Genomic DNA, 12970 nt, shown 5'->3' on the forward strand with positions numbered 1-12970 from the left:
GGTGCCCTCCCCGCCCCGTGCCGCCCGTGCCCGCACCGCCGTCGTCGTCTGCGCTCTCAGCGGCGCCCTCGCCGCCTGCGGCGGTGGGGAACAGCGCGCGACCCCCTCCTCCTCCGGCTCCCCCGCCGCCACCACGGCGGGCCGGGCCGCCCCGACCCCCGCGCCGTCGGCCGCCCCGACCCTGCCCGCGGGGCCCGGCGGCGCCGCCCCGGTCTTCTCCCACGGCAGGCGCGAGGGCGCGAAGCGCGTCGCGCTGACCTTCGACGCCGACATGACCGCGGACCAGGACCGGCGGGCCGCGGGCGGTGAGCGGTTCGACCACCCGCAGCTGATCGCGACGCTGCGGCGGCTGAAGGTGCCCGCCACGGTGTTCATGACCGGCAAGTGGGCCGAGCAGTACCCCGACCAGGCGAAGTCCATCGGCGGCGACGCCCTGTTCGAGATAGCCAGCCACTCCTACAGCCACCACGCGTTCGCCACGCCCTGCTACGGGCTGCCGGCTGTCGCCGCCGGCTCCGCGCGCGCCGACGTGGAGCGCTCCTTCGCCGCCTTCCGGAAGGCGGGGGTCGAGCACGTCGTGCCGTACTTCCGCTTCCCCGGGGGCTGCCACGACGCCGCGGCCCTGCGCGCGATAGCGCCGGCCGGGGTGACAGCCGTGCAGTGGGACGTCGTCAGCGGTGACGCCTTCGCGAAGCAGGCCGGGCCGGTGGTGTCCCAGGTCCTGGCCCAGGTGAAGCCCGGCTCGGTGGTGGTGATGCACTGCACGCGCAGCGCGGCGCCGGTCACGGAGGAGGCGGTGCGGCGGATCGTCCCGGAGCTGCGCGCCCGCGGCTACGAGCTCGTCCGGGTCTCGGACCTGGTCGCCGGGGGCTGAGCGGGGCGGCCGGCGGCGGTCAGCCGGAGCAGGCCGTCCGCTGGGCCTCCTGCCACGCACAGACCGGGCAGAGCGTGCTGCCGGGCCGTGCGGCCGGATACTCGGTCGGCTTGCCGCAGTGCACGCAGTCCGCGAAGCCTTCGCCGCCGTCGCCCGGGGTGCCGGTGGCCTTCGGGCCCGTCGTCTCCGTCATCCCTCCATGGTCGCTCATCCCCCGCGCCCTCAGCCGCGCCGGTTGCTGACCGCGCAGGCCACGGCGACGGAGCCGGCCGTCAGCACCGCGGCGGCCGCCAGCGGCAGCGGCGAGCCGGGCACGGCGCCGGTCCGGGAGGCGGTGACCAGGCCGGTCACGGCGGCGTGCGCGGGCGACGCCCCGGCGAAGAGCAGCGGAAAGACGGCGAGCACGGTCGCGGGCACGGCCCAGGCGGTGCTGCGCAGCAGGGGCCGGTTGCACAGGGCGCCGACGGCGGTGCCCAGCAAGGCGCACACGAGGGCGGCCACCACCCCCGCGGCGGTCGCGGGGCCGAGGGGCACGTGGCTCTGGTGGTCGGCGGTGCGGGGGTCGCTGATCGCGGCGATCACCGCGGTGCCCAGGGCGGCGAGCAGCGCCGAGGCGCCGAGCGCCGTCAGCACCGCGGCCAGGTGGACCCGCCAGGGGCCGGCGGCCGCAGCGGCGCAGTCCCGGGCGGCGGGCGGCTCGTTGGTGACGCAGACCCGGACCAGCCAGGCGGCCACGGGCAGCAGGGCGGCGGCCGCGTAGCCGAAGGAGTCCAGGACGGGCTCGTTCACCCGCACGCCGACGACCAGGAGGACGCCGTAGAGGATCAGCGGCGGCAGCCAGCGGTGCGAGCGCAGCAGCAGGGCAGCCTGGTAGCGGAGCAGTGCGGTCACCGTCCCGGCTCTCCTTCGGGGGTCGGACGGTCGGGGGTCGGACGGTCGGCGCCCGGGCCGGTGGAGACGGCCCGGATGTGCCAGGCGGGGCGTGCGGTGAGGAGGGTGCGCAGCAGGGCGTCGGAGTGCTCGGGCGCGACGGTGAACCGGAGGGTGCCGCGACCCAGCGCCTCCCGGCCCGGGTCACCGGGCAGGACGACGGGCGGCGACGCCCCGGGCGGGCCCTCGGCCTCCACACGGACGAGAAGGGCCCGCTCCCGGACTGCGGCGGCGCCCTCAGCGACCCCGGCACCCCCGGCACCCCCGGCTCGGTCGGCCACCAGGCCGCCGGCCTCTGCGCGGTGGACTGCGTCGGAGGGCCCGGGGGCGACAGCCAACGGAAGGGTGCCGCGACCCAGCGCCTCCCGGCCCGGGTCACCGGGCAGGACGACGGGCGGCGACGCTCCGGGCGGGCCCTCGGCCTCCACACGGACGAGAAGGGCCCGCTCCCGGACTGCGGCGGCGCCCTCAGCGACCCGGGCGCTCCCGGCGCCTCCGGCCCGGTCGGCCACCAGGCCGCCCGCCTCCACGCGGTACACGGCATCGGCGGCGCCCGCGAGGCGCCCGGGGTCGTGGTCGACGAAGACGACGGTGGCCCCGGCGGCCACACGGTCCTTGACGGCGCTGTCGAGGACCGCGCGCGAGTCCCGGTCGAGGCCGGTCCACGCCTCGTCCAGGACGAGGAGGTCGGGGGCCGCGAGGAGGCCCTGGGCAACGGCGACCTTCTGGCTGGTGCCCTTGGACAGCTCGGACAGCGGCGTGCGGGCGTGCTCGGCGGCGCCGAACCGCTCCAGCCACTCCAGGGCCCCGGCCCGGGCGGCGGCGCGGCGGAGGCCGTGGATGCGGCCGAGGTCGGTGAGGTAGCCCGCCGCGGTGAAGGGCAGCGCGGCCGGAAAGCGTTCCGGAACGAAGGCGGTGCGGGGGCGGCCGGTGATCCTGCCCGCGGAGGGGGCGTCGAGGCCGGCCAGCAGGCGCAGCAGCGTGGACTTGCCGCTGCCGTTGCCGCCCTGGACACGCAGCAGCGCACCGGCCGGCACGTCCAGATCGATGTCGCGCAGCACCCACGGCGCGCCGATCCCGTAGCGGCGCCCGACCCCCCGGAGTCTCATGCGCTCACAGTAATGGCCGCTGCCGGACGGCCCCCGGGCGGCTGGCAGACTGGGGGCGTGACCAGCTCTGACACCTCCACCGGCGCCCCTGCCGCCGCCCCTGCCGCCGCTGGTGGCACCGCCACCGACCCGGCCGCCGCGGAGCCGCGGGACGAGGCGCCGCAGTTCGTCCTGCCGCTCGTGGTGCGGATCGAGAAGGCCGACCCGCCGGCCCGGACGGACGCCCTGGAGACCGCGGCCCGGGCGGTGCTCATGCTGCTCTCCGACGAACGGTCGCTCCCGGCGGAGGCCGGGGAGAGCGCGGAGGGCGCGGAGGCCGCGGACGGCGAGTGGGCGCAGGCGGTGCGGGACTGGCAGGACGCCCGGATCCGCAAGGTGGTGCGGCGGGCCCGCGGCGCGGAGTGGCGCAAGGCGTCGGCGCTGCCGGGCATCGCCGTGACCGGTGACCGGGCGGAGGTGCGGGTCTTCCCGCCCGTGCCGCTCGACGGCTGGCCCAAGGAGCTGGTGAAGCTCCAGGTGTCGGGGACCGATCTGGACGACCCGGAGCCGCCCGCGGCGCCCGGCGCCGGGGTGCCGGTGCTGTGGCTGAACCCGGAGCTGGAGATGTCGGCGGGCAAGGCCATGGCCCAGGCCGGGCACGGGGCGCACCTCGCCTGGTGGGCGCTGGACGACGGGGCGCGCGCGGCCTGGCGCAAGGACGGCTTCGCGCTGGCGGTGCGGACGGCCGACCCGGCGCGCTGGGCGGAGCTGACCACCGGCGGGCTGCCGGTGGTGCGGGACGCGGGGTTCACGGAGATCGCGCCGGGGTCGTGCACGGTGGTCGCGGACCACCCGGCGCTGCGGGGCCGCGTGAGCAACCTGTGATACTGGCGCCAGAACATCTGTTTTGGCGCCAGGGGGTAAGAAGTTGTCGAAAAGGACCGTGAACGGCGCGACGGCTCTGGTCACCGCGGGCGCCGTCGTTGCCCTCGCGATCGGGCTGTCGGCCTGTGATTCCGGTAAGCAGGACGAGGGAAAGAGCGATTCCGCCGCCGCCTCCGCGTCGCCGGAGAAGAAGGACGGGGCCGGCGGCGAGCCGGCGGACGAGGCGACCGCCGGGAAGAAGAAGCCCGAGGAGAAGTGGGACGGAAAGGTCCGGGTGCTCGGGGACGGCTCGACGTCCTATACCGGCCCGCAGCCCAAGCAGCCGAAGGCGGAGAAGCTCAAGCCGGGCGAGAAGCCGCCGCAGTTCGTCGTCTTCTCGTGGGACGGCGCGCTGGAGGGCAGCGACCACCTGTTCTCGCATTTCCGTGAGGTCGCCAAGCAGAACGACGCGCAGATGACGTTCTTCCTCAGCGGGATGTATTTGCTGCCGAAGTCCAAGGCGTCGCTGTACAAGCCCCCGCAGCACAAGCCGGGCAGCGCGGCCATCTCCTTCGCGACCGACGCGCACATCAGGGACACGATCCAGCAGGTCCGTGGCGCGTGGCTGGACGGCAACGAGATAGGCACGCACTTCAACGGCCACTTCTGCGGCGCCAAGGGCGGCGGCGACTGGAGCCCGGCCGAGTGGAAGAGCGAGATCGAGCAGTCGTACGCGTTCGTGGAGAACTGGAAGACGAACACCGGCTACAAGGACCTGCCGCCGCTGCCTTTCGACTACAAGAAGGAACTGGTCGGCGGCCGCGCCCCGTGCCTGGAGGGCCAGAAGGCGCTGATCGCCGCGGCCAAGCCCTTCGGGTGGCGCTACGACGCGAGCTCGCCCGGCGACTTCCAGATCTGGCCGTCCCAGATCAACGGCATCTGGAATTTCCCGCTGCAATTGCTGCCGTACCCCAAGAGCGAGAAGCAGGTCCTGTCGATGGACTTCAACTTCCTCTACAACCAGTCCGGTGACAACACCAAGGGCGACCCGGCGAAGTACGCGGAGTGGCGGAAGCTGACGCGCGACGGCTATCTCAACGGCTTCGAGCGCGTGTACAACGGCAGCCGCGCCCCGATGTTCGTCGGCAACCACTTCGAGGACTGGAACGGTGGCATATACATGAAGGCCATCGAGGACGTCATGAAGTCGGTCTGCAAGCGGGACGGCGTGCGCTGCGTCTCCTTCAAGCAGCTCGCCGACTGGATGGACGCCCAGGACCCCAAGGTGCTGGCGAAGCTGCGCGGACTGGACCCGGCCCAGTCCCCGGACTGGAAGACGTTCGTCAAGAATTGACCCGCCTGCTCCGGGCGGCCGCGCGCGGCCGCCCGGAGGCGGGGCCGGGTCAGCGCTTCAGCGCGGCCATGTACTGCGTCCAGATGTCGGTCGGATACGGGCTGCCGAGCGTGGACTTCGCGGCGCCGCCGATGCCGTCGAGCGGCTGGAGCTCCTGGGTCTTCGGTTCGATCCGGGAGAGCGAGACGGCGGTGGAGAGGTTCCCGCGGTACCCGGCGAACCAGGACGACTTGTTGTCCTGGGCGGTGCCCGGCTTGCCGGCCGCGTCGGCGCCCGCCGCCCGGGCCGCCGTGGCACTCCCCTTGGCGACGGCGTCCCGCAGCGCGTCCCCGACGGCGGTCGCGACGCTCTGCGGCAGGGCCCGTTCGGCCTTCGGCTTCTCCACCGGCACGGCGTCGCCGTTGCGGCTGAGCTTGTCCACGGAGTAGGGCTCGCTGTGCAGGCCCCGGGCGGCGAAGGTGGCGTAGGCGCCGGCCATCCGGATCGCACTGGGCGTGGCGGTGCCCAGGGAGAACGCGGGCACCTTGGTGCCGAGGCTGCTTTCGAGCAGGCCCGTGCGGACCGCCGTCTCCCCCACCTGGTCGAGGCCGACATCCATGCCGAGCTGCATGATCGGGGTGTTGGCCGACTGGGCGACCGCCTCCCGCAGGGTGATCTTCCCCCAGGACTTGCCGCCGTCGTTGACCCCCTTGACGATCTTTCCGGAGCGGTCCCAGTAGGGGCCTTCGGGGGTGCGCAGGCTCACCTTGTTGTCCCCGTTGTAGACGGTGGCGGGGTACACGGGCGAGCGCGGCTTGCCGCGTTCGAGCTGGACGCCCTCGCTCAGGGCGGCGGCGTAGACGAAGGGCGTGAAGGCGGTGCCGGCCGGGACGACGGAGGAGTTGGCGTCGTTGAAGCCCTGTTTGAGGTAGTCCGGGCCGCCGTGCAGGGCGACGATGCGCCCGTCGGTGGTGACGGAGGCGGCGCCGATCCGTACGTCCCGGTCGGCTTCCCGCTTCTCGGGGTCGAGCTTGCCCCGCGCCTCGGCGACGGCCTTGTTGAGGGCGCTCATCTTCGACTTCTCGAAGGTGGTGCGGATCTGGTAGCCGCCGAGATCGAAGTCGTGGTCGGAGACGTCGGTGTGGGCGCTCACATAGGCGCGCGCCGTCTCCACCAGGTAGCCGGTCTGTCCGGTGAGCCCGGCGGGCTTGGGCGGGGCCTTCGGCTCGGGGAAGGTGGTGTAGCGGGCCCGCTCCTCCTTGGAGAGCTTGCCGATGCCGACCATCCGGTCGAGGATCCACTCCCAGCGCTCCACCGCGCGCTCGCGGTTCTTCCCGCCGAGCGCCGGGTCGTAGAGGCCCGCGCCCTTGAGGAGGGAGGCGAGGAAGGCGCCCTCGCTGGCGTTGAGCTGGGAGACGTCCTTGCCGTAGTAGGCGTGGGCGGCGCGGGCTATGCCGTAGGTGCCGCGCCCGAACCAGCTGGTGTTGAGGTAGCCCTCCAGGATCTCGTCCTTGGACATCCGGTTGTCCAGCTTGATGGCGATGAAGGTCTCGGTGAGCTTGCGGGAGAAGGTCTGCCGCTGGTTCAGGTAGGCGTTCTTGACGTACTGCTGGGTGATCGTCGAGCCGCCCTGGGTGCTGCCGCCGGTCACCATCTTCGTCACGGCGCGCGTCATACCGCTGACGGAGACGCCGCTGTCGGAGTAGAACGTCTCGTTCTCGGCGGCCAGCGCCGCCCAGCGCACCGATTCGGGGATCTTCTTCAGATCGGTGTCCTGGCGGTTGACCTCGCCGGTGCGGGCCATCTCGGAGCCGTCGGCCCAGTAGTAGACGTTGTCCTGCTGGGTGGCGAAGGCGTTGAGGTCGGCGGGTATCTCGGTACGGACGTACATGATCGCCACCAGGGCGCCGAAGACCCCTCCCACGGAGAGGAAGAGGCCCAGCGTCTGGCGCCACGACGGCACCCAGCGCCGGAAGCCCTGCCGCCCCGGCCGGGGATAGGCGGGGCGGAGCCTGCGCTTGCGGGGAGCGGCGCGCCTGCGTCGGGCAGGGGTGGGCTGCTTCCGGGCGTGCGCCCCGTTTCGTCGTTTGCGTCGTTCGAACACCGCTCGAGCCTATGGCCTGCCGGCGGGGGTGGGTACGGCAGATGTCCTCGGAATCCGAATCGGGCGTCTTGTTCGGGTACCGGAGCGTTTCCGCACCCCCGCGAGGCTGGTGAATCGGGTCACATCCGGCCCGGAGGGTGAGCCGGTCAGGCGGTGCCGGTGGCGAGCAGCAGCTTCAGCAGCCGGTGGTCCTCGCCGGTGAGGCCGTCGACGAAGCGGGTCAGCACGATCTCCCGGTCGGTGCGGCCGTCGAGGACCTTGTGCATCCGGCGGGCGGCGAGCCCCGCCTCGTCGGTGACGGGCGCGTAGGCGTAGGCCCGGCCGCGCGGGGTGCGGGTGAGGACCTCCTTGCCGTGCAGCCGGGACAGGATCGTCACCACGGTGCTGTAGGTCAGCTCGCCGGGGAGGAAGCCCTGTACCTCGCGGGGGGTCAGCGGGACGCCGGCCCGCTGCAGCGCGGCGAGCACTTCGCATTCGAGCGCTCCGCTGGCCCGGCGCCGGCCCTGACGTACGACGGGGGCGGGGGTGGGCGCTGTCATGTGCTTCGTCGTTCCTTCTGCTGATTTTTCGTTTACCTCTACAGGAGTGTAAGGGGTTCGGCGGCGGGCCCCTCGCTCCGGCGAGGGTCTGCCACCCCCCGGGCGCCACGGGCCGCCTCCGGGCGGTCAGGCCCAGAGCCAGACCCGGCGGTTGCGGGCCACCGTGTGGACGCGGTCGGCGCGGTGCGGGGGCAGGTCCGTGCCGGGCGCGGCGGGCCCGGTGAGCCCGGCCAGTTCCCCCTCGCCCAGGACCCGCACGTCGTCCAGCGCCGGCGCCACCTCCAGGCCGCCGGCCCCGACGAGGACGAGGACGGGCCGGACCCGGACGGGGAAGCCGCAGCCCCGCGAGAGGACGCGCGAGGAGCGCTCGGCGTCCTGCCGGGCCTCGCGGACGTACGGCCGCGGCTGCCGCTCGCGCGGGGAGCGGACGAGGGTCTCGCCCACCTGGACCCGGCCCCCGCGGCAGGCCCGGGCGGCGACGCCGAAGACACCGCCGGGCCCGATCAGCAGGTGCGAGATGACGGCGTCGCCCGGCAGGACGATGGAGTGCAGCACCTCCCAGCCGCCGACCGCCAGCTCCTCCAGCGCCGCCCCCACGCGCTGCTCGGCCTCCAGTGCGCGGCGCCAGGCGTCCTCCACGGGGTGCCGGCGCAGGAGCCGGGCGAGCGCGAGCCCGGCGCGGCCCGCGCCGGAGGTCTCCAGCCGCGCCCGGAGGGTTTCGCCCGGGCGGTTGGGGGCGAGGTCGTCGTCCGGGGGGAGGAAAAGCCTCTCGGGGTCGTAACTCTTTCCGTTCGCGCTCCTCTTGCCGTCCGGCCGCTCCCGCACGCCCACCACCCCCACCCGCCATACTGCCGCAGAAGCGGGGGAACCAACCCGGTCGTCCCGGCCGTTGACCGGGTGAGGCCCCGCGGCATCCCCCCGATCGCGGGGCCTCACCAGTGCCCGGCGCCGGAGGCGGGACCGCCGTGGAGCGTAGGCGAACCGGCACCACCGCTGCGCGGCGGTGTCCTCAAGCGCCGGACGGGTTGGTAGTGGCTGAGCTCAGCCACTACCAGCCCGTCTGGGGGCACCTCCCAGCGGTAGCTGGGGGAGCTTGAGGACGCGCCCGCAGGGCGCTCGCCGCCGCAGGCGGCAACGACGGGCCGTAGTCAGCCGCCCGGGCGCGGGGCCGGCTGCGCCCATCGAGTCCATTGCGGCGACACCGCGCCGCGGTCCTTTACTTCACCCACCCTCGCGCCAATTATCCCTTTTGTCGGATTAATCGAGGAAGGGATGGCCAGTGAGAGCAGCAGCCGTGTACGGAGCCCTCGGCTCCCTGGTCCTCACCTCACTGGCCGTCCTCCCGGCCGACGCCCTGGACGAGTCCGGGGTGCCGGGCGGCCGGGCCGAGGCCCGCGGCGCGGCCCTGGCCGCCCGGGAGGCCGCCGCCCGGGGCATCCGCTTCGGCGCCTGCCCGGCCGTCGAGGCGCTGCCCGCGCCCGCGCAGTGCGGCACCGTCTCCGTCCCGCTCGACTACGCCCGGCCCCGGGGCCGGCACATCAGCCTCACCGTCAGCCGCGCGCCCGCCACCGGCACGCGCGCCGAGCGCCAGGGCGCCCTCGTGTACAACCCCGGCGGGCCGGGCGGCTCCGGCATGTTCTTCCCCCTCCTCGCCGGGGTCCAGCAGTACCGGACGACGGCGCGCGCCTACGACTTCGTCGGGTACGCGCCCCGCGGTGTGGGCCGCTCCGCGCCGCTGTCCTGCGTGGAACCGGCGGAGTTCGCCAAGGCGCCCACCGACGCCCCGCAGCACCCCTCGGCGGCGTACAAGAGGCAGCGCGTCGCGCAGGCGAAGGCGTACGCGCGGGGGTGCGCCCGCAAGAGCGGCCGGGACCTGCGGCACTTCACGAGCCTGAACAACGCCCGCGACCTGGACGTGCTGCGCGCCGCGCTCGGCGAGAAGAAGCTCACCTACATGGGGGCGTCCTACGGCACCTACTTCGGGGCGCTCTACGCCACCCTCTTCCCCGGGCACGTGCGCCGGATGGTCTTCGACAGCGTCGTCAACCCCTCGCCGCGGAAGATCTGGTACCGCAGCAACCTCGACCAGTCGGAGGCGTTCGAGACCCGCTGGGCCGACTGGCGCGGCTGGGCGGCCCGGCACGACGCCGTCTACCACCTCGGGCGCACCCCGGGGCAGGTGCTGGCCGCCTACGACCGGGCCCGGCGGCGGCTGGCCGCCCGTCCCGTGGGCGGCAAGCTGGGCCCCGGGCAGTTGCAGTCCGCGTTCCTCCAGGTCGGGTACTCCGACAGCACCTGGGCGCGCAGCGCGGCCGCGCTGTCGGCCTACCTGCGCGGCGACGACAAGCCACTGCGGGCGCTCGCCATGCCGGACGCGGCGTCGGCGCGGTCCGCGGAGAACGCCAACGCCGTCTACACCGCCGTCGAGTGCAACGACGCGCCGTGGCCGCGCTCCTGGGCGGTCTGGGACCGGGACAACACCCGGCTCGCCGAGCGGGCCCCGTTCGAGACGTGGGAGAACGCCTGGATGAACCTGCCGTGCGCCTTCTGGCCGGGGCACCGGCACCGGCAGCGGGCGATCGAGGTCGGGGCGGCGGCGGGGACCCTGCCGGCGACGCTGCTGCTGGCCGCCGAGCGGGACGCGGCCACCCCGTACGCCGGGGCGCTGGAACTGCACCGCAGGCTGCCGGGCTCGTCGCTGGTCACCGAGCGGCGCTCGGGCACGCACGGCATCGCGTACGGACCCAACCCCTGCGTCACCGCGCACACCCGGACGTACCTGCTGACCGGGGTGGTGCCGGGGCGGCGCGCGTGGTGCGGGCCGCGCCCGGAGCCGGCGCCGGTGGCCGGCGCCCGCGGGGCCTGAACCCGGCGGGCACCGTCCGGCGCAGGCGGTTACGCGAGGCCGGCGACCAGCTCGGCGAGGGCCTTGCGGCGGCCCGTGTAGAACGGCACCTCTTCACGGACGTGCATCCGGGCCTCGGAGGCGCGCAGGTGACGCATGAGGTCGACGATGCGGTAGAGGTCGTTCGCCTCGAAGGCGAGGATCCACTCGTAGTCGCCCAGCGAGAAGGAGGCCACGGTGTTGGCGCGCACGTCGGGGTAGCCGCGCGCCATCTTGCCGTGGTCCGCGAGCATGCGACGGCGGTCCTCGTCCGGCAGCAGGTACCAGTCGTAGGAGCGGACGAACGGGTAGACGCTGACGTAGTCGCGGGGCGTCTCGTCGGCGAGGAACGCCGGGATGTGCGACTTGTTGAACTCCGCGGGGCGGTGCAGCGCCATGTTCGACCACACCGGCTCCAGCGCGCGGCCGAGCTTGGTGCGGCGGAAGAGGTTGTACGCGTCCTGGAGGGCGTCCGAGGTCTCGGAGTGCCACCAGATCATCACGTCGGCGTCGGCGCGCAGGCCCGAGAGGTCGTACGTGCCGCGCACGGTGACGTCCTTCTCGGCGAGCTGCGCGAACAGCTCCTCCACCTCGTCGGCGTAGCCGGAGCGGTCCTGGGGCAGGACGTCGCGGAGCTTGAACACCGACCAGAGGGTGTAGCGGATGACCTCGTTGAGGTCCTTGGCCTTCTTGCCGGCGTTCGCGGTCTTCTCGGGGGCGTCAGTCATGTCCCTATTCTCACTCGCCCGGTCCGGCGCCCGGCGTCAGGGTCGCCAGGATCTCGTCGGCGGCCGTGTGCGCGCCGGCGACGCAGGCCGGGATGCCCACCCCGTCGTAGGCCGCGCCGCACACCCGCAGCCCGGGGAGCGCGGCGACGTGCGCGCGGATCCGGGCGACGCGGCCGAGGTGCCCGACCGGGTACTGGGGCAGCCCCGCGTACCAGCGGTCGACCCGGCTCTCCACGGGCGTGGCCGCCAGGCCCACGGCGTCGCCCAGGTCCTTCAGCGAAGCCGCCACCAGGTCGGTGTCCTCGCGCTCCAGGTCCTCCTCGTCCCCGAACCGCCCGATCGAGGTGCGCAGGACGAACGTCTCCGGGCCGGCGTCCGCGATCCAGCCCCACTTGTGGCTCGCGAACGTGGACGCCTTGATCTTCCGGCCCTCGACGGGCGGCACGAGGAACCCGCTGCTCCTGGGGAGCCCACCGGCGTCGGAGCGGCGGAAGGCCATGGTGATCAGGGCCATGGACGCGTACTCGACCGTGGCCAGCTCGGTGGCGGCCCCGGGGGCCACGGTCGCGAGCAGGCGCCGGGCCTCGGGCGCGGGGGCGGCGACGACGAGCGCGTCCGCCGTGAGCGTCCGGTCCGGCAGCCGGACCTCCCAGGCGGCGCCGGTCCGCCGGACCTCGTCCGCGCGGGTACGGGTGAGGATCTCCGCGCCCGCCGCGCGCAGCCGGTCCGCGACGGCGAGCGGCAGCTGCCCGATGCCGCCGTCGATGCCCATGAAGACCGGACCGGCCGGCTGCCGGGCCGCCGAGCGGGCCTGCAGCGCGCGGACGGCCGCGATCAGCGAGGGGTGGGTGCGGGCGGCCTCGAAGAGCTGCGGCATCGCGGTCCGCAGGGAGATGCGGTAGGCGTCACCGGCGTAGACCCCGCCGAGCAGCGGCTCGACCAGCCGGTCCACGACCTCGCGGCCCAGCCGCTCGCCGACGTAGGCGCCGATGGCGATGTCGTCGCCGATCTCGGTGGGCGGCAGGTCCGCGTCCCGGGCGATGCGGGCCAGTCCCTCCGGGGAGACCACCCCGGAGGCGGCGAGGGCGCTGAGGTCGCCGGGCACGCCCATCATGTGGCCGGTGGGCATGGGCCGCTGGGCGCCGCGGCTCCACACCGTGGCGCCGCCGACGGCGGGCGGCTGGAGCCGCTCGCCGAGCCCGACGGCCCGGGCCAGGGCGACCGCCTCGGGCCGACGGGCCAGCATGGACTCGGCGCCCAGGTCCACGGGCACCCCGGCGACGGAGCCCGCTTTCAGCTTGCCGCCGAGCCGGTCCGACGCCTCGACGAGGGTGACGCGCGCACCGCCCTCCACCAGCCGGTGGGCGGCGGCGAGACCGGAGATCCCACCGCCGATGACGACCACGTGCGTGTGCGCTGCGCTCATGGCCCCACCCTCTCAAACGGTGCCTGGGCGGTCGGCTGCGGCCCGTCGTTGCCGCGTTGCGCCTGCGGCGCGTCCGTCGTTGCCGCGTTGCGCCTACGGCGCGTCCGTCGTTGCCGCCTGCGGCGGCGAGCGCCCTGCGGGCGCGTCCTCAAACCCCCCCCCGGCGGGGTTTTAACCGGCCGGGCGGGTTTGGGAGCCCC

General features: G+C 74.4%; 11 protein-coding genes and 1 pseudogene. 4 read left to right on the forward strand and 8 right to left on the reverse strand.

The genetic code is table 11. The features are described 5' to 3' along the window. Position 1: 1 nt before the first annotated feature. A complete protein-coding gene (locus ABZ951_RS27665; protein ID WP_344090920.1) occupies positions 2 to 874 on the forward strand; it encodes a polysaccharide deacetylase family protein in 873 nt (290 codons plus the stop codon). Positions 875 to 893: 19 nt separating this feature from the next. On the opposite strand, the gene ABZ951_RS27670 is transcribed toward ABZ951_RS27665, so the two are convergent. The 3 genes and pseudogenes from ABZ951_RS27670 to ABZ951_RS27680 all read right to left on the reverse strand — a co-directional run. Then, entirely contained in the window at positions 894 to 1067 is a 174-nt protein-coding gene (locus tag ABZ951_RS27670) for a hypothetical protein (RefSeq protein ID WP_344090922.1), read from the reverse strand. Positions 1068 to 1096: 29 nt separating this feature from the next. Next, the gene (locus ABZ951_RS27675) at positions 1097 to 1765 is read right to left on the reverse strand and encodes an ABC transporter (RefSeq protein WP_344090924.1); all 669 of its coding nucleotides are present in this window, start codon (positions 1763 to 1765) and stop codon (positions 1097 to 1099) included. 410 nt (positions 1766 to 2175) lie between these two features. Next, positions 2176 to 2913, reverse strand: a pseudogene (locus ABZ951_RS27680) (ATP-binding cassette domain-containing protein); the annotation flags it as partial. Between the two features lie 12 nt (positions 2914 to 2925). Here ABZ951_RS27680 and ABZ951_RS27685 point away from each other — a divergent pair. After that, positions 2926 to 3777 (forward strand): peptidyl-tRNA hydrolase, encoded by an 852-nt coding sequence (locus ABZ951_RS27685; protein ID WP_344090926.1) that lies wholly within the window; start codon positions 2926 to 2928, stop codon positions 3775 to 3777. 58 nt (positions 3778 to 3835) lie between these two features. Further along, positions 3836 to 5110, forward strand: a complete 1275-nt coding sequence (locus ABZ951_RS27690; RefSeq protein ID WP_344090928.1) for a hypothetical protein — start codon at positions 3836 to 3838, stop codon at positions 5108 to 5110. Positions 5111 to 5159: 49 nt separating this feature from the next. Here ABZ951_RS27690 and ABZ951_RS27695 read toward each other — a convergent pair whose 3' ends face one another. The 3 genes from ABZ951_RS27695 to ABZ951_RS27705 form a co-directional block, all read right to left on the reverse strand. Further along, entirely contained in the window at positions 5160 to 7193 is a 2034-nt protein-coding gene (locus ABZ951_RS27695; RefSeq protein WP_344090930.1) for a transglycosylase domain-containing protein, read from the reverse strand. A 146-nt stretch (positions 7194 to 7339) separates the two neighbouring features. Next, positions 7340 to 7732, reverse strand: a complete 393-nt coding sequence (locus tag ABZ951_RS27700) for a BlaI/MecI/CopY family transcriptional regulator (protein ID WP_344090932.1) — start codon at positions 7730 to 7732, stop codon at positions 7340 to 7342. Positions 7733 to 7858: 126 nt separating this feature from the next. Next, positions 7859 to 8557: a nuclease-related domain-containing protein gene (locus ABZ951_RS27705; RefSeq protein WP_344090934.1), complete on the reverse strand. Its 699-nt coding sequence runs from the start codon at positions 8555 to 8557 to the stop codon at positions 7859 to 7861. A gap of 454 nt (positions 8558 to 9011) precedes the next feature. Between ABZ951_RS27705 and ABZ951_RS27710 the strand changes: the two genes are divergently transcribed. Continuing rightward, a complete protein-coding gene (locus ABZ951_RS27710; RefSeq protein ID WP_344090937.1) occupies positions 9012 to 10598 on the forward strand; it encodes an alpha/beta hydrolase in 1587 nt (528 codons plus the stop codon). Positions 10599 to 10627: 29 nt separating this feature from the next. Here the strand turns inward: ABZ951_RS27710 and hemQ are convergent, their stop codons facing one another. Together hemQ and hemG are read right to left on the reverse strand one after the other, a co-directional pair. Beyond that, positions 10628 to 11344, reverse strand: coding sequence for a hydrogen peroxide-dependent heme synthase (hemQ, locus tag ABZ951_RS27715; RefSeq protein ID WP_344090939.1), 717 nt, complete (start codon positions 11342 to 11344; stop codon positions 10628 to 10630). 10 nt (positions 11345 to 11354) lie between these two features. After that, positions 11355 to 12770, reverse strand: a complete 1416-nt coding sequence (gene hemG, locus ABZ951_RS27720; protein ID WP_344090941.1) for a protoporphyrinogen oxidase — start codon at positions 12768 to 12770, stop codon at positions 11355 to 11357. Between the last annotated feature and the right edge of the window lie 200 nt (positions 12771 to 12970).

Origin of the sequence: Streptomyces sp. NPDC046215, from assembly GCF_040646215.1 — a bacterium.
GTDB lineage: Bacteria > Actinomycetota > Actinomycetes > Streptomycetales > Streptomycetaceae > Streptomyces > Streptomyces stramineus.

Bases quoted from the DNA above. Each gene is read 5' to 3' on its own strand.
- ABZ951_RS27670 (WP_344090922.1), bottom strand. From the start codon at position 1,067: ATGACGGAGACGACGGGCCCGAAGGCCACCGGCACCCCGGGCGACGGC.
- ABZ951_RS27685 (WP_344090926.1), top strand. From the start codon at position 2,926: ATGGCCGCTGCCGGACGGCCCCCGGGCGGCTGGCAGACTGGGGGCGTG.
- ABZ951_RS27700 (WP_344090932.1), bottom strand. From the start codon at position 7,732: ATGACAGCGCCCACCCCCGCCCCCGTCGTACGTCAGGGCCGGCGCCGG.
- hemQ (WP_344090939.1), bottom strand. From the start codon at position 11,344: ATGACTGACGCCCCCGAGAAGACCGCGAACGCCGGCAAGAAGGCCAAG.
- hemG (WP_344090941.1), bottom strand. From the start codon at position 12,770: ATGAGCGCAGCGCACACGCACGTGGTCGTCATCGGCGGTGGGATCTCC.